Here is a 22,660-nt window from a genome sequence, read left to right as displayed (position 1 = left end):
GTTGAAGAGCAAAATCAAAAGCTGAAGCGGGCACGGTTCAAATGTGGGAGCTGGCTTGCCTGCGATGGCATCTCCTCGGTGTGTCTGATGTACCGAGTTGTCTGCATCGCAGGCAAGCCAGCTCCCACAGAAAAGCAGCTCTGCTTTCGCTCTGGTTTTTGATTTGGCTTTTAACACTCGATTTTGGTTATTAATAAATAGCTTCTTATTCCTTAACGAATATATACCCCGTGCCTATACTGACCCACAACGTTAAACGCTGCAGGAGGGCACACCCATGCACAGCGAGTCGATTCGTTATCTGATCGTGCCGGGCTGGCAAGGATCGCCAGAAGATCATTGGCAAAGTCATTGGCAGAACAGCCTGCCCAACAGCGCTCGTGTGGAGCAGGCCGACTGGCTCACCCCACGCCGCGAAGACTGGGTGGCCGCCCTGGCCGAAGCCATCGCCGCCGACAGCACCCCGGTGATTCTGATCGCCCACAGCCTGGGCTGCATCACCGTCGCCCATTGGGCGGCCACCGCACCGGTGCAGTTCCTGCGTCAGGTACGCGGCGCCCTGCTGGTGGCCCCGGCCGATGTCGAACGCCCTGCCTGCGCACCCGCCCTGCGTAACTTTGCGCCAATCCCCAGCCACCTGTTGCCCTTCCCAAGCCAGGTCGTCAGCTCCGACAACGACAGCGCCGTCAGCGCCACCCGCGCCTTGGAACTGGCACGTAACTGGGGCGCCGAAGCGGGAATTCTCGCGGGCGCCGGGCACATCAACGTGAAGTCCGGCCATCAACGCTGGGAACAGGGTTTCGCCTACCTCTATCGCCTGCAAAATCGCCTGGAACATCACTCCCGGCGCCGTGCATAAAATTTTTTAAACGCCCCTTCCCCTTCGTGGATGGGGCGGGAGCCTGCCATGAGCCTGCATGAAACCTTCGGTCAGCCCCTGCTGACCTTCCCCGACGCCGAAAAAAGCCCCCTGAGCATTCGTGCCAAGGCGCTGGTGTTTGTCGACCCGCGTTCGCGGAAGCTGCGCGAAGACCTCGAAAACCTCGCTCCCCGCGCCTTGCCCGTGTTGATCCGCGGCGAAACCGGCAGCGGCAAGGAGTTGCTCGCCCGGCATATCCACCGTGGCAGCGACCGCACCGGCCTGTTTGTCTCGGTGAATTGCGGCGCCATCAGCCCGACATACGCCGACGCCGAACTGTTCGGCTACGCCGCAGGCAGCCACAGCGGCGCAGCCAGCAGCCGCGCCGGCTGGTTTGGCTCAGCCAACGGCGGCACGTTGTACCTGGATGAAATCGGCGACTTGCCGCTGCCAATCCAGATCAAGCTGCTGGCGGCGCTGGAAAACCACGAAGTCACTCGCGTCGGCGCCCATCAGCCAAGCCCGGTGGATGTGCGGCTGGTGGCGGCCACCAGCATCGACCTCGCCCAGGCCGTGGCGGCCGGCAAGTTCCATGAGCGCCTGTTCCATTACCTCAGCGAAGGCCAACTGGAGCTGCCCGCACTGCGCGAGCGGGTGGGCGACATCCTGTCACTGGCCGAATATTTCCTCGGCATCTACAGCCAGCGCCTCGACCTGCCGGTGCCGCTGATCAGCGACGAAGCCCAGCGCGTGCTGGAGCATCACAGCTGGCCGGGCAACACCCGGGAGTTGGAGAACGTGATTCACTTTGCCTTGCTGGTCAGCAGTGGCGACGAGATTCTGCCTGAGCATTTGAACCTGCCCGTGGCGGGTTCGCCTGTGGAGCAGGTGCGGCGAATTCTTGGCCACGCCAGCGCCGCCGAGGTTGAAGCCCTGAAAAGCTATCTGAAAGAACACGCTGTTTTGTAGGGGCCCTGCTTGCCGGCGATGGCGTCCTCAGGAGCATCGCAAGGCTCAAGACCGCCATCGCCGGTAAGCCGGGCTCCTGCATGAACAAAATGGAATATCAAAGTGAATAAAAAGTATTGTTCTGGAATAAAAAACCTCGGTATTGTCCGCTCCACGCCGCGATAGCACTTCGCTGGCATCCACTAAAAAAGCGGCCGTCCCAGACGACCCGGATTTTCGATAAGGACACTGCATGAAAAAGGTTCTGTTGTTTACCGCACTGGCGGCTGCCCTGACTGCAAGCTTCGCCCAGGCCAACGAGAAACTGGTGGTAGCCGCTACCCCGATCCCGCACGCCGAGATCCTTGAGCTGGTCAAGCCGACCCTGGCCAAAGAAGGCGTGGACCTGGAAATCAAAGTCTTCACCGACTACGTACAACCGAACGTACAGGTGGCCGAGAAGCGTCTGGACGCCAACTACTTCCAGACCCTGCCGTACCTGGAAAACTTCAACAAGGGTAAAGGCACCAACCTGGTCACCGTGGTCGGTGTGCACGTTGAACCCTTCGGCGGCTACTCGAAAAAAATCAAAAACATCTCTGAGCTCAAAGATGGCGCCACCGTGGCGATCCCGAACGAAGGCAGCAACTCCGGCCGTGCCCTGCTGCTGCTGCAAAAGGCTGGCGTGATCACTCTGAAAGACCCGACCAACGCCCTGGCCACGCCGAAAGACATCGCCAGCAACCCGAAAAACCTGAAATTCAAAGAGCTGGAATCGGCGCTGCTGCCACGCGTCCTGGACCAGGTTGACCTGGACCTGATCAACACCAACTACGCCCTGGAAGCCGGCCTGAACCCGGCCAAGGACGCGTTGATCATCGAAGACGCCAAGTCGCCGTACGTGAACTTCCTGGTTGCCCGCCCGGACAACAAGGACAGCGACGCGATCCAGAAGCTGGCCAAAGCCCTGACCAGCCCTGAAGTGAAAGCTTTCATCGAGAAGAAATACAACGGCGCGGTCGTGCCGGCGTTCTGATCGAACCCAAAAACCTCCTTCAAGGTTTAAACGCCGACGGCTTCTACAGCGTCGGCGTTTTTTATGGCTGGAACACAATCGAAATGTGGGAGCGGGCTTGCTCGCGAATGCGGTGGGTCAGCCAACACATCTGCTGACTGATACACCGCATTCGCGAGCAAGCCCGCTCCCACATTTGGGACTGTGTCAGCTCAGATATTTCGACTGTTAATGGCCCTGCGCAGTGCCACCAGCCACTTCACCAGTTCCTGCGGATCAATCGGTTTTGCCTCGTTCATCGTTCACTCCCTCGCTGTTGATTGGCCGTCAGTCTGGCCACGCGCTGCCTATCCCTGAAGTGCAGCTCCGATAAAAAGACCCGTCCTACTTCCCCGGGAACAGTAGCTGTCATCCATCTGCACCGCGAATCCGCAGGTTATCTATTTGGGTGATATCAATATGCTATTTCGGTATTTAAATTTTGCTTTTTATACCTTTAAAGTCGGCGCTACCCGGCGTTACCCACGCTGGACCGGACCGCACCAACGCCGCTTTACCCCTGCGGCGTCAGGGATTTCAGATGACCTTCGATTACGCATTTATCCTCAGCACGCTGCCGGCGTTTCTCAAGGCCGTGGGCGTTACCCTGCAAGTCGGCCTGATCGCCATTGGCACCTCCATGCTGGTGGCCTTGATCAACGCCGCGCTGCTGGTGTTTCGCACCCCCTACGTGTGGCGCCTGGTGGCGCTGTACGTGGAGTTGGCGCGCAACACACCGCTGCTGATCCAACTGTTTTTCGTCTATTTCGCGTTGCCGGCCCTGGGGCTGAATATCTCCGGGTTCTGGGCGGCAATCATCACCATGACCTTTCTCGGCGGCGCCTACCTCACGGAAGTGTTGCGCGCCGGTGTCGAGGCGGTACCGCTGGCACAGATCGAATCGGGCAAGTCCATCGGGCTGTCCCACTGGCAACTGCTGCGCCATGTGATCCTGCCCCAGGCCGGGATCCTCAGCCTGCCGGCGCTGTTTGCGAACTTTATTTTCCTGCTCAAGGAAACCACGATCGTGTCGGCGGTGGCGGTGCCGGAGATTCTCTACACCACCAAAAGCTATATCGCCCTCTACTACAAAACCTACGAAATGCTCGCGGTGCTCACGTTGATCTGCGTGCTGTTATTCCTGCCGCTGTCGCTGCTGCTCAGCCGCCTTGAAAGGAGGCTCCAGCATGGCCAGTTCGGGTCTTGAATTACTCTGGGTGTCCTTGCCGCAACTGGGCAAGGGCGCGGCGCAAACCCTGTCGATCTCGTTCTTGAGCATCGCCTTCAGCACCGTCGGCGGCGTGGTGTATGGCGTACTGCGCACGTTGAATTCGAGAGCGATCAACCTGGTGCTGCGGATTTACCTGGAGCTGTTCCGCGCCATTCCGGTGTTGGTGTGGTTGTACTTGCTGTTCTTCGGCCTGCCGATTTTCTTTGGCCTGAGCATTCCGAGCTTCTGGTGCGCCGTGCTGGTGTTGTCGCTGTGGGGTGCCGGTGAAGTCGGCGAAGTGGTGCGCGGTGCGTTGCATTCGTTGCCCCGTGGCCAGCGTGAAGCCGGCCTGTCGATTGGCCTGTCGGACCCGCAACTGTACGGCTACGTGCTGTTGCCCCAGGCCCTGAAACGCATGACCCCGCCGACCATCAACGTCTACACCCGCATCATCAAGACCAGCTCCCTGGCGGTGCTGATCGGTGTGGTGGACGTGATCAAGGTCGGCCAGCAAATCATCGAGCGCACCTACGAGTCGGTGTTGATCTACGGCGCGCTGTTCCTGTTTTTCTTCTTTATCTGCTACCCGTTGTCGGCCGCCTCCAAGGTGCTGGAACGGCGCTGGGCCCAAGCATGAGCGCATTGATCGAGTTCCAGGGTTTCAACAAGTTTTTCGGCGACCAGCAGGTGCTCGACGGCATCGACCTGAGTGTGCAAAGCGGCGAAGTGGTGGTGATCCTCGGCCCCAGCGGTTGCGGCAAAAGCACCTTGCTGCGGTGCCTCAATGGCCTGGAAGTGGCCCACAGCGGTAGCCTGCGTTTTGCGGGCAAGGAGCTGCTGGACAAGGCCACCGACTGGCGCCAGGTGCGCCAGGACGTGGGCATGGTGTTCCAGAGTTATCACCTGTTCCCGCACATGAGCGTGCTCGACAACCTCCTGCTCGGCCCGCTGAAAGTGCAAAAACGCGAACCCCGCGAAGCCCGGGCCCAGGCTGAAAAACTGCTGGAACGGGTGGGCCTCTCCGACAAACGCGACGCCTACCCGCGCCAGCTGTCGGGCGGCCAGCAGCAACGCATCGCCATCGTCCGCTCGTTGTGCATGAACCCGCAGGTCATGCTGTTTGACGAAGTCACCGCCGCCCTCGACCCGGAGATGGTCAAGGAAGTACTGGAAGTGATCCAGGGCCTGGCCCGGGACGGCATGACCCTGCTGATCGTCACCCATGAAATGGCCTTCGCCCGCGCCGTCGCCGACCGCGTGGTGTTCATGGAGGCCGGCCGCATCCTCGAACAAAACACCCCCGAGGCATTCTTTACGAACCCGCAAACCGCACGCGCGCAGCAGTTCCTGGAGAAGTTCTCCTTCGTTTCAACACTGCCCAAAAGAACCAAGGAACTGGAGCTGTCATGAAAACTGCCAAGTTGTTATTCCCCCTGTTCGGCCTCGCTTTGCTGGCCGGCTGCAATAAGTCCGAAGAACCCGCCAAGACGGCTGCCGCTGCCACCCCGGCACCCGCTGCGGTGAGCTACATCGACAAGATCAAGGCGCGGGACAAGCTGATCGTCGGCGTATTCACCGACAAGCCGCCGTTTGGTTTCGTGGATGAGTCCGGCCGCTATGTCGGCTTCGATACCGACATCGGCCGCCGTTTCGCCAAGGACCTGCTGGGGGACGAGAACAAGGTTGAATTCGTCGCCGTAGAGCCGGCGAGCCGCATTCCGTTCCTGCAAAGCGACAAGGTCGACCTGATCCTCGCCAACATGACGGTGACGCCGGAGCGCAAGGAAGCGGTGGACTTCACCAACCCGAACCTGAAAGTCGCGGTGCAGGCCCTGGTGCCGCAGGACAGCTCGGTGAAGAGCCTGGACGACCTGGCGACCCGCACCACCATCGTCACCACCGGCACCACCGCGGATATCTGGCTGACCAAGAACCACCCGGACTGGAAACTGCTGAAGTTCGAGAAAAATTCCGAGTCGCTGCAAGCGTTGTCGGCGGGCCGTGGTGATGCCTATGCCCAGGACAACCTGGTGTTGTTCAGCTGGGCCAAGCAGAACCCGGGCTACCGTGTGCTGGAGCAGAAACTGGGGGATGAAGCGCCGATTGCGCCGGCGGTGAAGAAGGGCAACATCGAATTGCGGGATTGGGTGAATGCCGAGCTGGCGAAGTTGGGCGAAGAGAAGTATTTGCTCAAGCTGTATGACCAGTATGTTCGCAAGGAACTGAGCGATGACACCAAGCCTGAGAGTGTGATTGTTGAAGGCGGGAAGTGGCAGGGTTGATCAGTTAGCTGTTGGGTGACTGATCTACCGTCTTCGCGAGCAAGCCCGCTCCCACATTCGACCGAGTTCCACCTTTGGAATGCGGACAAATGTGGGAGCGGGCTTGCTCGCGAAGAGGCCCTCACAGGCACCGCCTAACTGGGCCAATGCCACGCCGGCTCATCCAGCACCCGCTGCCCCACCACCTGCGTCTGCCCCATCACCTTCTCCAGCACGATCGAATTACACCCTTCATCCTGCTGCAACGCCGCAATCAAGCGGCTGGCATGGGACACCACCCACACCTGACACTGCTGCGACACCTGAATGATCAGCCGCGCCAACGCCGGCAAAAGATCCGGGTGCAAGCTGGTTTCCGGTTCGTTCAATACCATCATCGTCGGTGGTCTCGGCGTCAGCAGCGCCGCCACCAGCAGCAAGTAGCGCAAGGTCCCGTCCGACAGCTCCGCCGCCGATAACGGCCGCAGCAACCCTTCCTGATAAAACTCGATGGCAAAACGGCCGCCCTGCAATGGCTCGATATTCAACCGCGCGCCGGGAAACGCATCGCTGATCGCCCGCTGCAAGGCGTCCGGGTCGCCGATCTCGCGGATGGTCTGCAACGCCGCTGCCAAATCGCGACCATCGTGATGCAGCACCGGCGTACGCGTGCCCAGTTGCGGCTGGCGCACCGGGGCGTCGACGTCGCTGCGAAAGTGGTCATAAAAGCGCCAGCCGCGAATGCTTTCGCGCAGCAGCAACACCTCCGGCGAACCCCGCAGGCTGCCGACCTGATCGAACAGGCTGTGGTAGTTCGGCGTGTGCTGGGCCAGTACATCCCAGGCTCGGCCATCGCGGGCACGTACCATCGGGCCGGAGCGCTGCACCAGCAGGCTCGCCGGGCGAAATACATGCCCGGCCCAGATGCATTCTTTCTTGATCTCCGGGTCCAGGGAAAAATAGGACAAGGTCTTCTCGGGCAACCCCAGGGAAATCGCATAGCTGAAATCCTCTGCGGCAAACCCCAGGCGCAGCCGCTTGGCGCCCTGGCGCACGATGGGCTCCACCGCCACTTCACCACTGAGCATGCGCCGACTGATGCTTTCCGGCCCGGCCCAGAAGGTCGAATCCAGCCCGCCTTCACGGGCCAGTGCGTTGATCACGCCGCCCTGGGCCGTCTCCGCCAGTAGCCGCAGGGCGCGGTACAGGTTGGACTTGCCGCTGCCATTGGGGCCGGTAATCAGGTTCAACCGATCCAGCGGCACCACCAATTTGTTGATCGAGCGGTAATTGGCCACCGCGAGGGTTTTGAGCATGAGAGGATGTTCGCGATTATGTGGATCCGCATATTACCTGCGTCGGCTGGCGGAGATGTGTCGCGAGCGTCCTGATTTCCTGTAAGTCAATGCCTACGACGCGGAACCCTGAACTACGCTAACAGTCGCATAATCACCGACGCGTCAATCAAGCAAGGAGCCTGCATGGGCGGTCACAAACTCACATTTATCCTCGGCCTTGGCCTGCTGGCGCTGCTGAGCGGTTGCGGCCAGGAAAAAGCCGAACCCAAGGAACATTCCCGGGTGTTTGTGCAGACGGTGAAGTCCACCGACTTTGCCGCTGCCGTGACCTTGACCGGCGATATCCAGGCCCGGGTGCAGACCGATCTGTCGTTCCGCGTCGGCGGCAAGATTATCCAGCGCATGGTGGATGTCGGCGACCGCGTCAGCGCCAAGCAGGTGCTGGCCAAGCTCGATCCGAAAGATTTGCAGACCAATGTCGACTCCGCCCAGGCCCAGGTGGTCGCCGAGCAGGCGCGGGTCAAACAGACCGCCGCCGCGTTTGTGCGCCAGGAAAAACTCTTGCCCAAGGGCTACACCAGCCGCAGCGAATACGACTCTGCCCAGGCCGCGTTGCGCAGCAGCCAGAGCGCGCTGACCGCCGCCCAGGCGCAGTTGGCCAATGCCCGCGAGCAGTTGGGCTACACCTCGCTGGTCGCCGACGCGCCGGGCATCATCACCGCCCGCCAGGCCGAGGTGGGCCAGGTGGTGCAGGCCACCGTGCCGATTTTCAGCCTGGCCCGGGATGGCGAGCGCGACGCGGTGTTCAACGTCTATGAATCGCTGCTGGTGGAGCCGCCGCCGGACAAACCGATTACCGTCAGCCTGCTGGAAAACCCGCAGATCACCGCCGTGGGCAAGGTGCGCGAAGTCACCCCGGCCGTTGCCGCCAATACCGGCACGGTGCAAGTCAAAATCGCCCTCGACGCGCTGCCCAAGGGCATGCAACTGGGCTCGGTGGTCAGCGCCACCGCCAACGGGCCGGCCAAGGCCAGCATCGAATTGCCGTGGGCTGCCTTGACCAAAGACATCAGTGCGCCGGCTGTCTGGCTGATTGACGGTGACGGCAAGGCGCAACTGCACAAGGTCACGGTCGCGCGTTACCTGACCGGCAAGGTGATCATCAGCGACGGCCTCAAGGGCGGCGAAAAAGTCGTGGTGGCCGGCGGGCAATTGCTGCATCCCGGCATGATCGTGGAAATCGCCCAGCCGCCGGATCAGGCCCAGGCCCAGGGAGTGCAGCCATGAAGCAGTTGACGTGTGTGCTCGCCGCCAGCCTGCTGTTGATGGCGTGTTCCAAGGAAGAACCGGCACCGGAACCGGTGCGCCCGGTGCTGTCGATTGAAGTGAAAGCCGAGGACCAGGAAAACCTCGGCCGCTTCGCCGGCACGATCCAGGCCCGCTACGAAAGCAATCTCGGTTTCCGTGTGCCAGGCCGTATCGCCCGGCGCGCGGTCGACGTGGGCGCTGAAGTGCAGCAGGGCGCGTTGCTCGCCGTGCTCGACCCCACCGATCAACAGAACCAGTTGCGCGCCGCCCAGGGCGACCTGGCCCGGGTCCAGGCACAGTGGATCAACGCCCAGGCCAATGCGCGTCGCCAGCAGGAATTGTTCAACCGTGGCGTCGGCGCCCAGGCCCAGCTGGACATCGCCCAGACCGACCTGAAAACCACCCAGGCTTCCCTGGATCAGGCCAGGGCCTCGGTCAACCAGGCCAAGGACCAGCTCAACTACGCCGAACTGCGCACCGACCATGCAGGCATCGTCACCGCCTGGAATGCCGAGGCCGGCCAGGTGGTCAGCGCCGGGCAGCAAGTGGTGACCCTGGCACGACCGGACATCAAGGAAGCCGTCATCGACTTGCCCGCCGGCCTCGCCGAGCGCCTGCCGCCGGATGTGGTGTTCCTGGTCGCCGGGCAGATGGACCCCACGGTCAGCACCACCGCCACCGTGCGCGAGATCGAACCCCAGGCCCAAAGCGCCACGCGCACCCGTCGCGCCCGCCTGACCCTGGCGGAAACACCGCCCGCGTTCCGCCTTGGCACCGCCATCAGCGTGACCCTGAGTTCAGCCATCGCGCCGCGTATCGAATTGCCCCTCAGCGCCTTGCAGGAAGCCGACGGCAAGACCCGCATCTGGGTCATCGACACCCAAAGCCAGACCGTACAGCCCCGTGACGTCAGCATCGTCAGCCGTGACGCCGACAGCGCCTTGCTCAACGCCGGCGTCAAACCCGGCGAGCGGGTGGTGAGTGCCGGCGTGAACAGCCTGAAGCCCGGGCAAAAAGTTAAAATCGACGAGGACAGCCCGCGATGAAAGGGAGCTTCAACTTATCCGACTGGGCCCTCAAGCATCAGTCCTTCGTCTGGTACCTGATGTTCGTCGCGCTGCTGATGGGCGTGTTCTCGTACATGAACCTCGGTCGCGAGGAAGACCCGTCGTTCACCATCAAGACCATGGTGATCCAGACCCGCTGGCCGGGTGCGACCCAGGAAGAGACCCTGAAGCAGGTCACCGACCGCATCGAGAAAAAACTCGAAGAGCTGGACTCCCTCGACTACGTGAAGAGCTACACCCGGCCCGGCGAGTCCACGGTGTTCGTGTTCCTGCGGGACACCACCAGCGCCAAGGACATCCCGCAGATCTGGTACCAGGTCCGCAAGAAGATCGACGATATTCGCGGCAGCTTCCCCCAAGGCTTGCAGGGGCCGGCGTTCAACGACGAGTTCGGGGATGTGTTCGGCTCGGTGTACGCGTTTACCGCCGACGGCCTGTCGATGCGCCAGCTGCGCGATTACGTGGAGCAGGTGCGCGCCGAAATTCGTTCGGTACCGGGGCTGGGCAAGGTCGAGATGATCGGCCAGCAGGACGAAGTGATTTACCTGAATTTCTCCACCCGCAAACTCGCAGCGCTGGGGATCGATCAGCGCCAGGTGGTGCAGAGCCTGCAATCGCAGAACGCCGTGACCCCGGCTGGGGTGATCGAGGCCGGGCCGGAGCGGATTTCGGTGCGCACTTCCGGGCAGTTCGCCTCGGAGAAGGACCTGGCCAACGTCAACCTGCGGCTCAATGACCGTTTCTATCGGCTGGCCGACGTGGCGGAAATCACCCGTGGCTATGTCGACCCGTCGACGCCGATGTTCCGCTTCAACGGCAAGCCCGCCATCGGCTTGGCCATCGCCATGCAGAAGGGCGGCAACATCCAGGACTTCGGCAAGGCCCTGCACAAACGCATGGACGACCTGACCGCCGACCTGCCGGTGGGTGTGGGCGTGCACAAGGTTTCCGACCAGGCCGAAGTGGTGGAAGAGGCCGTCGGCGGCTTCACCAGCGCATTGTTTGAGGCGGTGATCATCGTGCTGGTGGTGAGCTTTATCAGCCTCGGCGTGCGTGCCGGGTTGGTGGTGGCGTGCTCGATTCCATTGGTGCTGGCGCTGGTGTTCGTGTTCATGGAATACAGCGGCATTACCATGCAGCGGGTGTCGCTGGGCGCCTTGATCATTGCCCTCGGCCTGTTGGTGGACGACGCGATGATCACCGTGGAGATGATGATCACGCGCCTGGAAAAAGGCGAGACCAAGGAGCAGGCGGCGACGTTCGCCTACACCTCCACCGCGTTCCCGATGTTGACCGGCACGCTGGTGACCGTCGCCGGGTTTGTGCCGATTGGCCTCAACGCCAGTTCGGCGGGGGAGTACACCTTCACGCTGTTCGCGGTGATTGCCGTGGCGATGCTGGTGTCGTGGGTGGTCGCGGTATTGTTCGCGCCGGTGCTGGGCGTGCACATCCTCAGCAGCAAGGTAAAACCCCACAATGCCGAGCCCGGCCGGGTGGGCCGGGCGTTCAATGGCGGTATGCTGTGGGCGATGCGTAACCGCTGGTGGGCCATTGGCATCACGGTGCTGCTGTTTGTAGCGTCGGTGTTTTCCATGCAGTTTGTGCAGAACCAGTTTTTCCCGTCCTCGGACCGTCCGGAAATTCTCGTCGACCTCAACCTGCCGCAAAACGCCTCGATCAACGAGACCCGCAAGGCCGTCGACCGTCTTGAGGCGATCATCAAGGACGACCCGGACATCGCCCGCTGGAGCACCTATATCGGCCAGGGCGCGATCCGTTTCTACCTGCCGCTGGACCAGCAACTGGAGAACCCGTACTACGCGCAACTGGTGATTGTCAGCAAGGGCCTGGAAGAGCGCGGCGCCTTGATTGCGCGCCTGCAAAAACGCCTGCGGGAAGATTTTGTCGGCGTGGGCAGCTTCGTGCAGCCACTGGAAATGGGCCCGCCGGTGGGGCGTCCGATCCAGTACCGGGTGTCTGGCAAGGACATCGACCAGGTGCGCAAACACGCGATCGAGCTGGCGACCATGCTCGATAAAAACACCCACATGGGCGAGATCATCTACGACTGGAACGAGCCGGGCAAAGTCCTGCGGGTGGACATCGCCCAGGACAAGGCGCGGCAACTGGGGCTGTCGTCGGAAGACGTGGCGCAGTTGATGAACAGCGTGGTCAGCGGTGCGTCGGTGACCCAGGTGCATGACGATATCTACCTGATCAACGTGGTCGGCCGCGCCGAAGATGCCGAACGCGGTACGCCGGAAACCTTGCAGAACCTGCAGATCGTCACGCCCAACGGCACCTCGATTCCGCTGCTGGCGTTCGCCACCGTGCGTTATGAGCTGGAACAGCCGTTGGTGTGGCGTCGCGACCGCAAGCCGACCATCACCATCAAGGCGGCGGTGCGCGACGACATGCAGCCGACCGACCTGGTGAAACAGCTCAAGCCGGACATCGACAAGTTCAGTGCTGGGTTGCCGGTGGGCTACAAAGTCGCCACCGGCGGCACCGTGGAAGAAAGCGGCAAGGCCCAGGGCCCGATTGCCAAGGTAGTGCCGTTGATGCTGTTCCTGATGGCGACCTTCCTGATGATCCAGCTGCACAGCGTGCAGAAGATGTTCCTGGTGGCCAGCGTGGCGCCGCTGGGGCTGATTGGCGTGGTGTTGGCGCTGATTCCCACGGGCACGCCCATGGGCTTTGTGGCGATTCTCGGGATCCTTGCGCTGATCGGCATCATCATCCGTAACTCGGTGATCCTGGTGACGCAGATCGACGCCTACGAGCGCGACGGCTACACGCCGTGGGACGCGGTGGTGGAAGCCACCGAACACCGGCGCCGGCCGATCCTGCTGACCGCAGCAGCGGCCAGCCTGGGCATGATCCCTATCGCCCGTGAAGTGTTCTGGGGCCCGATGGCCTACGCGATGATCGGCGGGATCATCATCGCCACCTTGCTCACGCTGCTGTTCCTGCCGGCGCTGTATGTGGCCTGGTACAAGATTCGCGAGCCGAAGAAAGAACAAGCCTGACAGCCACAGCGGTGACATTCCTACACGGACGTGGGAATGTTCCCTGAAACATTTTTTTGCCCTTCGCACCCGATCAATTGTTTTACCCTCCGGGCCTGATCCTTTGCCAAGGCCTGCCCCATGCGTTGTTTCCTGCTGGTTTGTAGCTTGTTACTGTCGCCCGTGGCCCTTGCCGGCACGGTGCTGGAGAACGCCCTGTGGCGGGTTGAGATCGACCCGGCGACCCTTGCGATCCACGTTTTCCCCAGCGACAAGACCGCCGTGCAGGCTTCAAGCGGAGGCCCTGCGCACAGGGTCAACCAGCTCTCCCAAAGCACCCGTCAGGCCAGTTGGCAATGGGACGATGGCGCCTATCGCCTGAGCGCCACCCTCGAGCAACGGGATCTTGCCCTGACGATTACCGCCCGTGATGCCGGTGAGTTGGCGATCCTGCGCCAACCCGCCAGCGCCATGGGCAAGGGCCTGATCTGGCCCCTGGCCGAAGGGCATTACGTGCCGGCGGGCAATGGTGTGTGGCAGGACTTCCTGCTGGAACAGGGCGACGTCAACACCACCCAGGACCTCAGCTTGCCGCTGTGGGGCGTGGATCACGGCGCGTTTACCCTCAACTGGCTGATGACCAATCCTTACAACAACCGTCTGCACTGGCAGGCCGACGGCAAAGGACTGGCGTTGTCCGCCTTCCATGAATTCACCACGCTGGACCCCGCGGCACCGATGACCGTTCTGTTGCACCTGGGCGAAAGCGACCCGCTGGCCGGCGCCAAGCGTTATCACCAGTGGCTGGTGGAGCAGGGGCTGTTTGAACCGTTGGCGGACAAGTTGCGGCAAACCCCGGAAGCGGAAAAGCTGCTGGGCGCCAGCCATATCTACCTGTGGGGCAATGATCTGCTGGCTCCGGGGGATGTGCGCGACTGGCCGCAACTGCTCAAGCTGCTACGCAGCGGCAAAGGCTTGGCGGCTGAATTGAATGGCTTGCTGGACAAAGAGGCTGCGCAGGTTCGGCAGGTCAAGCAACCGTATGAGCAGGCTGTCCTGCTGCGCGGCCTGAACGCGGCGATCAACACAAAGGCCCGGCAAAGCTGGCAGCCCTCCACCGAGCCGAATATGACCCAACTCGCTGATGGCTATGGTGCGCTGCGTCGCGAGTTGGCCGTGGCTTTTGCCGGTGCCTTGAGCGCCACGCCTGAGACTTGGGGCAACACCTTGTCCGTCACCAACGCGCTGAAAGGCGCCGGTCTCAAGCGCCTGCTGGTGACCCAGGGCGAAGGCTGGGAAGGCGGGCTCTGGCATCCTGAGGCGGTGAAGACCGGGGTCGACGCCGGTTACCTGATGGCGCCCTACGACTCTTATGAAACGGCACTGTCGGCCACTGAAAATCCCGACTGGACCACCGCGCACCTGGGCAGCAAGGCCTATGGCGAGTGCGCGATCGTGTTGAAGGGCGGCCAGCTCAAGACAGGCTTCCAGAAGTCCGGCCACTACACCGACCCGCGCTGCGTGCGGCCGTTGCTGGAGGCGCGGATCAAGGCGGTGCAGGCCAAGTCCGGGTTCAACGCCTGGTTCCTCGACGCCTATGCCACCAGCATGTTGTTCGACAGCTATCGCACGGGTGCGAGCATGACCCAGGCACAAAATGCCGAAGGCAATATCGATGCGGCCCGCTGGATCAATACGGCGCTGAAGTTGCCGGCAGGTTCCGAGGACGGCAACGCGATCACCGCCCGAGGCATCCTGTTTGCCCACGGCATGCAAACGCCGGTGCTGGGCTGGGGTGATCGGGAGATGACCAAGGACAAGCAGTCGCCGTATTACGTCGGGGCTTGGTACCCGCCGGAACAGCCGGCGGTGTTCTTCAAGTCGGTGCCGTTGAAAGATCCGTTTCGCACGGTCTACTTTGACCCGACGATGCGCCTGCCGCTGTATCAGGCGGTGTTCCATGGCTCGGTGATCACCACCCACCATTGGCTGTTCGACAGCCTGAAACTGAGCAACGTGCGGGCCGAGAACGAGCTGACGCAACTGCTCTACAACGTGCCGCCGCTGTATCACCTGAGTGCGGCGACGGTGAAGCAGCGCTTGCCCGTGATTCAGCGCCAGGACGCGTTCTTTCGGCCGCTGCATGAGCGGTTGGCGACTCAGGCGATGACGGATTTTCGTTGGCTGACGGAAGATAAGCAGGTGCAGCAGACCACCTTTGCCGATGGGACGCGGTTGGTGGCGAATTTTGCTGAGGGGCGTATTACGGCTGTTGTGCCTGGCGTCCAGGCTGTGGTGTATCAGCTGGATTAGTGGCGGCTGTGAGTCCTTCGCGAGCAAGCCCGCTCCCACAGGGGAATGCATTCCAAAATGTGGGAGCGGGCTTGCTCGCGAAGGCGTAAGCCCAAACAACAAAGACCTACAGCTTGCGCCACACACTTGCCAGCCACGGCTGTTGTTCCCGAGGCAATCCCGCTGGCCGGTAGTAATGCTCCAGCTCCACAAACCCCGCAGCCGTCAGCAATTCCTGCCACGCCTGCAAGTCGTGATACGAGCCATACCGCGGCCCATTCCAGCCCTCCTGGTTTTCACCTCGAGGGTTTGAGCTGAACAACACTCCACCGACCTTCAACGCCCCATGCAACTGCCCAAGAATGCGCGGCAGTTCCTGCTTGGGAATATGAAACAGCACCGCATTGGCGAAGATCCCGTCGAAACGGCCGGCCGGCAAATCCAGCTTCAGGAAGTCCTGTTGCAGCACTTCACAGCCGCTGTCTTCCCGGGCCATCTGTGCAAAGCGCTCCGAACCATCGAGCCCCACCGCGATGTGGCCCATGCGGGTAAACGTCTGCAAATCCCGCCCCGGCCCGCAGCCGAAGTCCAGCACGGTAAACGGTGCGTCGCCCTGGATATGCCGCAGCAACGCATCAATGTTCTGGCTCACATCGTGATCGCGGGTGCCTTCACGAAAATCCTCGGCCACTTTGTTGTAGTGGCCAAGGGTGGTGGAGGTGATCTGGTGGAGGTCGTCGGGGGCGAGTTTCATGGCAGGTTATACCGGGCGCTGAGATGGCCCGACTATACCTCACCTCTTGTTCAGAACCCTGGCCAACCGATCGCCGCCCAACTGAATCACGGCTACCAGGATCACCAGCAGCACAATCACGGTGAGCATGATCTGCGTGTCAAAACGCTGATAGCCATAGCGATAGGCAATATCCCCCAGCCCACCGGCGCCAATTGCCCCGGCCATGGCCGAGGAGTTGATCATCGTCACCAGGGTAATCGTGAACCCGCCGACAATCCCCGGCAGCGCCTCCGGCAGCAGCACATGCCAGACGATATGCCAGCGCCGGCAACCCATGGCCTGCGCCGCCTCGATCAAGCCGTGGTCGACTTCGCGCAAGCTGACTTCGGCGATCCGCGCAAAGAACGGCGTGGCCGCGATGGTCAACGGCACCACCGCTGCCCACACGCCATAGGTGGTGCCGACGATCAACCGGGTGAACGGAATCAGCGCCACCATCAAAATCAAAAACGGGATCGAGCGGAACAGGTTAACGAACGCCCCCAGCACCCGATTCAAGGCAGGCGCCTGATAGATGCCGCCCTTGTCGCTGGTCACCAGGAACACCGCCAGCGGAATCCCCACCAGCAATGCAATCAACGACGACACTCCGACCATCAACAGCGTGTCGATGGCGCCCTGCAATAAACGATCAAACCACATAGCCCAGCACCTCCACCTGTTGTGCCCAGCGCCCGGCGCGGCTGCGCAGTTCTTCGGCGGTCAGGGACGAGCCGCTCACCGCCAGCAGCAATTGCCCCAAGGCGTGGCCCTGGATGCGTTCCACACCGCCTTGCAGCAAGCGCACGCGCCCGCCGAGGGCGCTGAACAACGCAGCAAGATCGGGTTCGTCTTCGGCACTGCCAGTCAGTTGCAAGCGCAGCACCACGGCGGCGTCCTTTGAGGTCGGATTGGCCTGCAGGCGGCTTTGCAACTCTTCAGGCAGGCCATGTTGCAGCGGCGCCAGCAGGGTTTTACTGACCTCATGCTGCGGGTTGCCGAACACTTCCCACACCGGACCTTGCTCGACCACATGGCCGTGTTCCAGCACCACCACGCGGTCGCAGATTTCGCGAATCACGGCCATTTCGTGGGTGATCAGCACGATGGTCAAGCCCAGGCGTTTGTTGATCTCCCGCAGCAGACCGAGGATGGATTGCGTGGTCTCAGGGTCGAGCGCTGAAGTGGCTTCGTCGCACAACAGAATCTGTGGGTCATGCACCAGTGAGCGGGCGATGCCCACCCGCTGTTTCTGCCCGCCGGACAGCTGGGCCGGGTAAGCCTTGTGCTTATCCTGCAAGCCGACCAATTCCAGCAGTTCACGCACCTTCTTCTCGCGCTGCTCCTTGGGCACGCCTGCGACTTTCAACGGCAGTTCGACGTTCTGCCACACGGTCTTGGCCGACATCAGGTTGAAGTGCTGGAAGATCATGCCGATGCGTCGGCGCAGGGCGACCAGGCGGTCTTCGTCGAAGTCGCCGATGTCCACCTGGTCAATCAACACCCGGCCGCTGCTCGGTTGTTCCAGGCGGTTGATGGTGCGGATCAGCGACGACTTGCCGGCGCCGCTGCGGCCGATGATGCCGAAGACTTCGCCGCGCTGGATCGCCAGGTCGATGCCTTGCAGGGCGGGCACGGATTGGCCGTCATAGGTCTTGCCCAGGTTGATAAAGCGCACGTGCGCGCGGTTCAGGTCCGGGTGCAGTTCTGTCTGCTCGGCGTCCCTGGGCGGCAGGCCCAGGTCGCGCAGTTGAGAGTGGGCGGCGGTCATTTTTTATCTTCCCAGCCGACTTGGTAGAGCTTGCCAAGGGATTTATCCAACGCGGCGCGCACCACCGGCGAGTGCTGGTAGATGTCGACGAACTTGATCACCCGCGGGTCGGTTTTGCTCTTGGGCTGGACCACGAACTGGATCACGTATTCCGGGTGGTCGAGGCCGTCGAACAGCAGCGCCGACTCGGCATCGAAGGTCTTGGACAGGCGGATATACGCCGGGTAGCCCTGCACCAGGTCGGCGTCGTCATAAGCGCGCACCAGTTGCACCGCCTCCACTTGCAGGATCTTGATCTTCTTCGGGTTGGTGACGATGTCTTCTTCAGTGGCCTTGTAGCCCACGCCCGGCTTGAGCGTGATCAAGCCGGCCTTGGCCAGCAGTTGCAGGCCGCGACCACTGTTGATCGGGTCGTTGGCAATCGCCACGCTGGCGCCCTGGGGCAGGTCGTTGATGCTCTTGTACTTCTTCGAATACAGCCCGACGTTGTTGATGATGCCCGGCGCGTACGGCACCAGGTCAAAGCCTGCAGCGGCCTTGGCGTTTTCCAAAAACGGGATGTGCTGGAAGTAGTTCACGTCGATATCGCCGGCTGCCAGGCTGACGTTGGGTGCGATCCAGTCGGTGAATTCCACCAGTTCGACTTTCAAACCCTGTTTGCCGGCCTCTTCGACGGCGGCCTCCAGTGGAATGGCGAAGGCGGCGGTGGTGCCGACTTTCAACGGTGCGTCAGCGGCGAATACCGCCGAGCTGAACAATCCGAGGGCGAGCGCCAGTGCTTTGACTGGGTGGCTGAGCAATGTTTTTTTCATAGTGGATTTCCAGTCATAAGGTGTGAGTGCAAACAACTCGGTCAACTGTGGGAGCGGGCTTGCTCGCGAAAGCGGTGTGTCAGTGAATGCATCCGGCGACTGATACAGCGCTTTCGCGAGCAAGCCCGCTCCCACATTTTGGTTCAGTGGCGGTAGGTGGAGCCGGTGTGTTGTTCAGGCAGGTGCGCCGAGTGGTGGAAGACTTTCTCCCGCAACGTCCCGGTCTCATACGCGGTCTTGTACGAGCCCCGGCGCTGCAGCTCCGGCACCACCAGTTCGATAAAGTCGACGTAGCTTTCCGGGGTGACGATGCGCGTCAGGTTGAAGCCATCCAGGCCGGTTTCGCTGATCCATGATTCAAGTTCATCCGCCACCTGTGCCGGCGAACCCACCAGGGTGATGTAGCGCCCGCCCAGGGCGTGCTGCTCAAGCAACTTGCGCCGGGTCCAGTCATTGTTCTGCAGGTTCTTGGTCGCGGACTGGATGGCGTTGCTCTTCACGTACTGGATCGGTTCGTCGATTTCGTACTGTGAAAAATCAATCGCCGTAGAGGCCGAGAAATGCGCCACGCCGGCTTCCGCACTGGCGTAGCTCAGGTACTCGGCGTGCTTGGCCCATGCGGCTTCTTCGGTGGCGCCGACAATCACGTTCAGGCCCATGAACACCTTGATATCGTCCGGGTTGCGCCCGGCTTCCACGGCGCTGGCGCGCACCTTGTCCACCTGGATCTTGGTCGAGGCCTTGTTCTGCCCGCTGATGAATACGCACTCGGCGTGGCGCCCGGCAAACAGCAGCCCACGGTCGGAGCTGCCCGCCTGGAACAGCACCGGCGTGCGTTGCGGCGACGGCTCGCACAGGTGATAACCCTCCACCTGATAGAACTCGCCCTTGTGCTCGACCTTGTGCACCTTCTCCGGCTGGGCATACACCCGCGCCTGCGGATCGTTGATCACCGCGTCGTTTTCCCAGCTGCCTTCCCAGAGTTTGTAGAGCACCTCCAGGTATTCGTCGGCCTGGTCGTAGCGCCGGTCGTGCTCGACCTGCTCGGTCAGGCCCATGGCCTTGGCGGCGCTGTCGAGGTAGCCGGTGACGATGTTCCAGCCCACCCGGCCACGGCTCAGGTGGTCGAGGGTCGACATGCGCCGGGCGAACAGATACGGCGGTTCGTAGGTGAGGTTGGCGGTCAGGCCGAAGCCAAGGTTTTTGGTCACCGCCGCCATGGCCGAGACCAGCAGCAACGGGTCGTTGACCGGCAGCTGGATCGCTTCCTTGAGCGGCACGTCCACCGAGTTCTGGTAGACGTCATACACGCCGACGATGTCGGCGATGAACAGCCCGTCGAACAGTCCGCGTTCCAGCAATTGCGCCAGTTCGGTCCAGTACTCGATGGTTTTGTACTGGGTCGAGTTGTCCCGTGGATGGGTCCACAGGCCGTGGTTGATGTGCCCGATGCAGTTCATGTTGAAGGCATTGAGCAGGATCTTTTTCTTCGCCATCAGATAGTCCCCCGCAGTGGCGGGTTTTCATCGTTGAGGTAGTAATTGCCCACAGCAAAGTACTTCCAGCGCACCGGGTCGTGCAGGGTGTGTACCCGGGCGTTGCGCCAGTGGCGGTCCAGGCCGTGTTCGGCGAGGGTCGCCTGGCTTCCGGCAAGTTCGAACAGGGTACTGCCGGCCGCCAGGGAAATCTCGGTGCTGAGGGCGCGCACTTCGGCGACCGCGATGGATGCGGCCGCGACGGTGTCGGCAGTGCTGTCGGCCTGGGCGCGGTCGAGGAATTCGCCTGAGCGTTCCAGCAGGGCTTCGGTGGCGTGCAGGCGGATGCTCAAGTGGCCGAAGCTTTTCAGGGTCAGCGGATCTTCGGTGGCCTTGTCGCTGGTGGCGTCGATCCACGGCCGGGTCTTGGTGCGCACGAAGTGCAGCGCATCCTCATAGGCAGCGCGGGCGATACCGGTGTCGATGGCGGCGTGAAGGATCTGCGCCAGCGGGCCGACAGTGGTCGGGCGTTCGAAGGCACTCTGGAACGGGATCACGTCCTGGGCCGCGACCCACACGTTATCGAACACCACCGAACCGCTGCCGGTGGTGCGCTGGCCGAAGCCGCTCCAGTCGTCGATCACGCTCAGGCCCTCGCTGTCACGGGTGACAAAGGCCAGTTGCTGCACACCGTTTTCGTCCACCACGGACGTGGGAATACGTTGGGCGTAGATCGCGCCGGTCGAGTAGAACTTGCGGCCGGTGATACGGAAACCGTCACCGTCGCGGGTGATCTTGGTGATGCGGTCGTGGGCGGTCTTGGTGCCCAGTTCTGCCAGCGCATTGCCGAAGCGCTGGCCGGCGAGCACTTCGGCGTACAGGCGTTTTTGCTGCGCCGGGCTGCCGTTCACCCGCAGCACTTCGAGGGCATAAAAATGGTTTTGCGGGATCTGCCCCAGGGACGCATCCGCCTGGGCAATCAGTGCCGTGACCTTGGCCAGGGTGACGTTGGAAACGCCGGCACCGCCGAACTCCTTGGGTACGCTGATGCCCCACAGGCCGGAGCGGGAAAACACGTCCAGCTCAGGCAAGGGCAGGCGGCGTTCACGGTCACGCAAGGCGCTGTCGCGGCGGAAGTCTTCGGCCAGGTCGCTGGCGACAATGAGGGCTTGTTCATCGCTGGTAATAACCGCGACGTGATGAGAAAGGGTCATGCGTATTCTCCAGAGGTCTGGTCGGTTAAATCCAGGAATGTCGGGCAGGCAAAGTGCCGTTGAGGTGGTAAGCGCCCACCGCGTGGTACTTCCAGCGGACCGGGTCGTGCAGGGTGTGCACCCGGGCGTTGCGCCAGTGGCGGTCGAGGTTGAATTCGGCGAGGGTCGCGCGGCTGCCGGCCAGCTCGAACAGCTTTTCGCTGGCGAGCAGGGAAATCTCGGTGGTCAGCACCTTGGCTTCGGCTACGGCAATCGAGGCGCGTGCGGCGGACTGCGCGGTGATCGGCGCGGCGCTGACTTGGTCCAGTACCTGGCCGGCTTTGCGCAGCAGGGCTTCAGCGGCGTGCAGTTCGATCTTCAGCTTGCCGATATCGGCGATCACATACAGGTCATCGCTGGCCCGTTCGACCTTGGCGTCGATCCATGGCCGCGAGCGTTCGCGTACAAAGCTGATGGTGTCGTCGATCGCGCCACGGGCGATGCCGGCGTCGATGGCCGCCTGGATCAATTGCGAGACTGCGCCCTGGATGCCCGGTGTTTCGCCGAGTCGCCAGGTTTCCACCACCAGTTCGGCGTCCACCGCCACTTGATCCAGCAGCACTGTGCCGCTGGCGGTGGTGCGTTGGCCAAAGCCGGACCAGTCATCGACGATGCGCAGGCCTTCGGTGCCACGGCGCACGAACGCCATGACGACTTTGCCGTCATCGTTCAAGGCCTTGACCGCCACCCAATGGGCGAACAGCGCGCCAGTGGAGTAGAACTTCTGGCCACTGACGACGTAGCCGTCACCTTCGGCTGTGATGCGTGACTTGAGGTCCAGGGTGTTTTTGGTACCGCGTTCCGGGCCGCCGTTGCCGATGCGCCAGCCGTCCAGCACGCTCTGGAACAGCTGCTTTTTCTGGCGCTCGCTGGCCGCACCTTGCAGCACGTGCAGGATGCCGAAATGGTTCTGCGGGATTTGCCCCAGTGCCGGGTCGGCCGCGCTGATGATCGCGAACACCTCGGCCAGGGTCACGAAGGACACCTGCGGGCCGCCGTACTCACGGGGAATGGAAATACTGCCCAGGCCGCTGCGGGTGAAGTGTTCGATTTCAGCCCAGGGCAGTTTGCGTTGCTGATCGCGCCTGGCCGCTTGCAGGCGCGCGGCCTGTGCCAGCTCGTGGGCGGCGCTCAGGGCCTCGGCGTCGTTGCGCAGCACTTTGGCGGGCAACAACAGCGGGGCAACGTCCAGATCACTCTGGGGGGGTGTTTGTGCCAAGTTAGACATCAGCGCCGCTCCTTGGCTGCACGCAATGCCCTGGCGTTACG

Annotated in this window: 19 protein-coding genes; 11 read left to right on the top strand and 8 right to left on the bottom strand. The window is 62.1% G+C overall.

Annotation, left to right across the window (positions count from 1 at the left end; genetic code table 11):
• The first annotated feature begins 277 nt into the window (after positions 1-277).
• From HX814_RS26665 to HX814_RS26635, 7 genes are all read left to right on the top strand, one after another.
• The gene (locus HX814_RS26665; RefSeq protein ID WP_003211820.1) at positions 278-859 is read left to right on the top strand and encodes an alpha/beta hydrolase; all 582 of its coding nucleotides are present in this window, start codon (positions 278-280) and stop codon (positions 857-859) included.
• 48 nt (positions 860-907) lie between these two features.
• Entirely contained in the window at positions 908-1,828 is a 921-nt protein-coding gene (locus HX814_RS26660; protein ID WP_177009310.1) for a sigma 54-interacting transcriptional regulator, read from the top strand.
• Between the two features lie 232 nt (positions 1,829-2,060).
• Positions 2,061-2,843 (top strand): MetQ/NlpA family ABC transporter substrate-binding protein, encoded by a 783-nt coding sequence (locus tag HX814_RS26655; protein ID WP_063033612.1) that lies wholly within the window; start codon positions 2,061-2,063, stop codon positions 2,841-2,843.
• 559 nt (positions 2,844-3,402) lie between these two features.
• The gene (locus tag HX814_RS26650; protein WP_003211825.1) at positions 3,403-4,068 is read left to right on the top strand and encodes an amino acid ABC transporter permease; all 666 of its coding nucleotides are present in this window, start codon (positions 3,403-3,405) and stop codon (positions 4,066-4,068) included.
• Positions 4,049-4,708 carry an amino acid ABC transporter permease gene (locus HX814_RS26645; RefSeq protein ID WP_177009309.1) on the top strand — a complete coding sequence of 220 codons (660 nt, stop codon included), beginning with the start codon at positions 4,049-4,051 and terminating at the stop codon, positions 4,706-4,708. Before HX814_RS26650 ends, HX814_RS26645 begins: the two co-directional genes overlap by 20 nt.
• Positions 4,705-5,481, top strand: coding sequence for an amino acid ABC transporter ATP-binding protein (locus tag HX814_RS26640; RefSeq protein ID WP_003211829.1), 777 nt, complete (start codon positions 4,705-4,707; stop codon positions 5,479-5,481). The genes HX814_RS26645 and HX814_RS26640 overlap by 4 nt, the downstream gene beginning before the upstream one ends.
• Positions 5,478-6,353 carry a transporter substrate-binding domain-containing protein gene (locus tag HX814_RS26635; protein WP_008435828.1) on the top strand — a complete coding sequence of 292 codons (876 nt, stop codon included), beginning with the start codon at positions 5,478-5,480 and terminating at the stop codon, positions 6,351-6,353. Before HX814_RS26640 ends, HX814_RS26635 begins: the two co-directional genes overlap by 4 nt.
• Before the next feature lie 134 nt (positions 6,354-6,487).
• Here HX814_RS26635 and HX814_RS26630 read toward each other — a convergent pair whose 3' ends face one another.
• Positions 6,488-7,648 (bottom strand): AAA family ATPase, encoded by a 1,161-nt coding sequence (locus HX814_RS26630; RefSeq protein ID WP_102606019.1) that lies wholly within the window; start codon positions 7,646-7,648, stop codon positions 6,488-6,490.
• A 165-nt stretch (positions 7,649-7,813) separates the two neighbouring features.
• On the opposite strand from HX814_RS26630, the gene HX814_RS26625 reads away from it, so the two are divergent.
• The 4 genes from HX814_RS26625 to HX814_RS26610 all read left to right on the top strand — a co-directional run bounded on the left by HX814_RS26625 (position 7,814) and on the right by HX814_RS26610 (position 15,326).
• A complete protein-coding gene (locus HX814_RS26625; protein ID WP_177009308.1) occupies positions 7,814-8,917 on the top strand; it encodes an efflux RND transporter periplasmic adaptor subunit in 1,104 nt (367 codons plus the stop codon).
• The gene (locus HX814_RS26620) at positions 8,914-9,984 is read left to right on the top strand and encodes an efflux RND transporter periplasmic adaptor subunit (RefSeq protein ID WP_003211833.1); all 1,071 of its coding nucleotides are present in this window, start codon (positions 8,914-8,916) and stop codon (positions 9,982-9,984) included. The genes HX814_RS26625 and HX814_RS26620 overlap by 4 nt, the downstream gene beginning before the upstream one ends.
• On the top strand, positions 9,981-13,034 hold the full coding sequence (locus HX814_RS26615; RefSeq protein ID WP_087692737.1) for an efflux RND transporter permease subunit: 3,054 nt from the start codon (positions 9,981-9,983) through the stop codon (positions 13,032-13,034). The genes HX814_RS26620 and HX814_RS26615 overlap by 4 nt, the downstream gene beginning before the upstream one ends.
• Before the next feature lie 120 nt (positions 13,035-13,154).
• Complete coding sequence (locus tag HX814_RS26610) at positions 13,155-15,326, top strand: glycoside hydrolase (RefSeq protein WP_177009306.1); 2,172 nt, start codon at positions 13,155-13,157, stop codon at positions 15,324-15,326.
• A 106-nt stretch (positions 15,327-15,432) separates the two neighbouring features.
• On the opposite strand, the gene HX814_RS26605 is transcribed toward HX814_RS26610, so the two are convergent.
• The 7 genes from HX814_RS26605 to HX814_RS26575 all read right to left on the bottom strand — a co-directional run bounded on the left by HX814_RS26605 (position 15,433) and on the right by HX814_RS26575 (position 22,619).
• On the bottom strand, positions 15,433-16,059 hold the full coding sequence (locus HX814_RS26605; RefSeq protein WP_177009305.1) for a bifunctional 2-polyprenyl-6-hydroxyphenol methylase/3-demethylubiquinol 3-O-methyltransferase UbiG: 627 nt from the start codon (positions 16,057-16,059) through the stop codon (positions 15,433-15,435).
• A gap of 39 nt (positions 16,060-16,098) precedes the next feature.
• Positions 16,099-16,743 carry a methionine ABC transporter permease gene (locus HX814_RS26600; protein ID WP_003211840.1) on the bottom strand — a complete coding sequence of 215 codons (645 nt, stop codon included), beginning with the start codon at positions 16,741-16,743 and terminating at the stop codon, positions 16,099-16,101.
• The gene (locus tag HX814_RS26595; protein WP_003211842.1) at positions 16,733-17,851 is read right to left on the bottom strand and encodes a methionine ABC transporter ATP-binding protein; all 1,119 of its coding nucleotides are present in this window, start codon (positions 17,849-17,851) and stop codon (positions 16,733-16,735) included. The genes HX814_RS26600 and HX814_RS26595 overlap by 11 nt, the downstream gene beginning before the upstream one ends.
• Complete coding sequence (locus tag HX814_RS26590) at positions 17,848-18,663, bottom strand: MetQ/NlpA family ABC transporter substrate-binding protein (RefSeq protein WP_003211844.1); 816 nt, start codon at positions 18,661-18,663, stop codon at positions 17,848-17,850. The genes HX814_RS26595 and HX814_RS26590 overlap by 4 nt, the downstream gene beginning before the upstream one ends.
• Positions 18,664-18,806: 143 nt before the next feature.
• Entirely contained in the window at positions 18,807-20,159 is a 1,353-nt protein-coding gene (locus HX814_RS26585) for an LLM class flavin-dependent oxidoreductase (protein ID WP_003211846.1), read from the bottom strand.
• A complete protein-coding gene (locus tag HX814_RS26580; RefSeq protein WP_177009304.1) occupies positions 20,159-21,352 on the bottom strand; it encodes an SfnB family sulfur acquisition oxidoreductase in 1,194 nt (397 codons plus the stop codon). Before HX814_RS26580 ends, HX814_RS26585 begins: the two co-directional genes overlap by 1 nt.
• Positions 21,353-21,377: 25 nt before the next feature.
• On the bottom strand, positions 21,378-22,619 hold the full coding sequence (locus HX814_RS26575; RefSeq protein ID WP_008435817.1) for an SfnB family sulfur acquisition oxidoreductase: 1,242 nt from the start codon (positions 22,617-22,619) through the stop codon (positions 21,378-21,380).
• Between the last annotated feature and the right edge of the window lie 41 nt (positions 22,620-22,660).

The organism is Pseudomonas sp. C8002 (assembly GCF_013385765.1).
GTDB lineage: Bacteria > Pseudomonadota > Gammaproteobacteria > Pseudomonadales > Pseudomonadaceae > Aquipseudomonas.
This window is presented reverse-complemented; position numbering and strand designations above follow the sequence as displayed.

What these genes read in the sequence shown, in the direction of transcription:
- HX814_RS26660 (WP_177009310.1), top strand. Translation starts at nt 908, where the DNA reads ATGAGCCTGCATGAAACCTTCGGTCAGCCCCTGCTGACCTTCCCCGAC.
- HX814_RS26655 (WP_063033612.1), top strand. Translation starts at nt 2,061, where the DNA reads ATGAAAAAGGTTCTGTTGTTTACCGCACTGGCGGCTGCCCTGACTGCA.
- HX814_RS26575 (WP_008435817.1), bottom strand. Translation starts at nt 22,619, where the DNA reads ATGTCTAACTTGGCACAAACACCCCCCCAGAGTGATCTGGACGTTGCC.
- HX814_RS26605 (WP_177009305.1), bottom strand. Translation starts at nt 16,059, where the DNA reads ATGAAACTCGCCCCCGACGACCTCCACCAGATCACCTCCACCACCCTT.
- HX814_RS26615 (WP_087692737.1), top strand. Translation starts at nt 9,981, where the DNA reads ATGAAAGGGAGCTTCAACTTATCCGACTGGGCCCTCAAGCATCAGTCC.
- HX814_RS26645 (WP_177009309.1), top strand. Translation starts at nt 4,049, where the DNA reads ATGGCCAGTTCGGGTCTTGAATTACTCTGGGTGTCCTTGCCGCAACTG.
- HX814_RS26635 (WP_008435828.1), top strand. Translation starts at nt 5,478, where the DNA reads ATGAAAACTGCCAAGTTGTTATTCCCCCTGTTCGGCCTCGCTTTGCTG.
- HX814_RS26580 (WP_177009304.1), bottom strand. Translation starts at nt 21,352, where the DNA reads ATGACCCTTTCTCATCACGTCGCGGTTATTACCAGCGATGAACAAGCC.
- HX814_RS26625 (WP_177009308.1), top strand. Translation starts at nt 7,814, where the DNA reads ATGGGCGGTCACAAACTCACATTTATCCTCGGCCTTGGCCTGCTGGCG.
- HX814_RS26610 (WP_177009306.1), top strand. Translation starts at nt 13,155, where the DNA reads ATGCGTTGTTTCCTGCTGGTTTGTAGCTTGTTACTGTCGCCCGTGGCC.
- HX814_RS26595 (WP_003211842.1), bottom strand. Translation starts at nt 17,851, where the DNA reads ATGACCGCCGCCCACTCTCAACTGCGCGACCTGGGCCTGCCGCCCAGG.
- HX814_RS26600 (WP_003211840.1), bottom strand. Translation starts at nt 16,743, where the DNA reads ATGTGGTTTGATCGTTTATTGCAGGGCGCCATCGACACGCTGTTGATG.
- HX814_RS26620 (WP_003211833.1), top strand. Translation starts at nt 8,914, where the DNA reads ATGAAGCAGTTGACGTGTGTGCTCGCCGCCAGCCTGCTGTTGATGGCG.
- HX814_RS26640 (WP_003211829.1), top strand. Translation starts at nt 4,705, where the DNA reads ATGAGCGCATTGATCGAGTTCCAGGGTTTCAACAAGTTTTTCGGCGAC.
- HX814_RS26650 (WP_003211825.1), top strand. Translation starts at nt 3,403, where the DNA reads ATGACCTTCGATTACGCATTTATCCTCAGCACGCTGCCGGCGTTTCTC.
- HX814_RS26630 (WP_102606019.1), bottom strand. Translation starts at nt 7,648, where the DNA reads ATGCTCAAAACCCTCGCGGTGGCCAATTACCGCTCGATCAACAAATTG.
- HX814_RS26585 (WP_003211846.1), bottom strand. Translation starts at nt 20,159, where the DNA reads ATGGCGAAGAAAAAGATCCTGCTCAATGCCTTCAACATGAACTGCATC.
- HX814_RS26590 (WP_003211844.1), bottom strand. Translation starts at nt 18,663, where the DNA reads ATGAAAAAAACATTGCTCAGCCACCCAGTCAAAGCACTGGCGCTCGCC.
- HX814_RS26665 (WP_003211820.1), top strand. Translation starts at nt 278, where the DNA reads ATGCACAGCGAGTCGATTCGTTATCTGATCGTGCCGGGCTGGCAAGGA.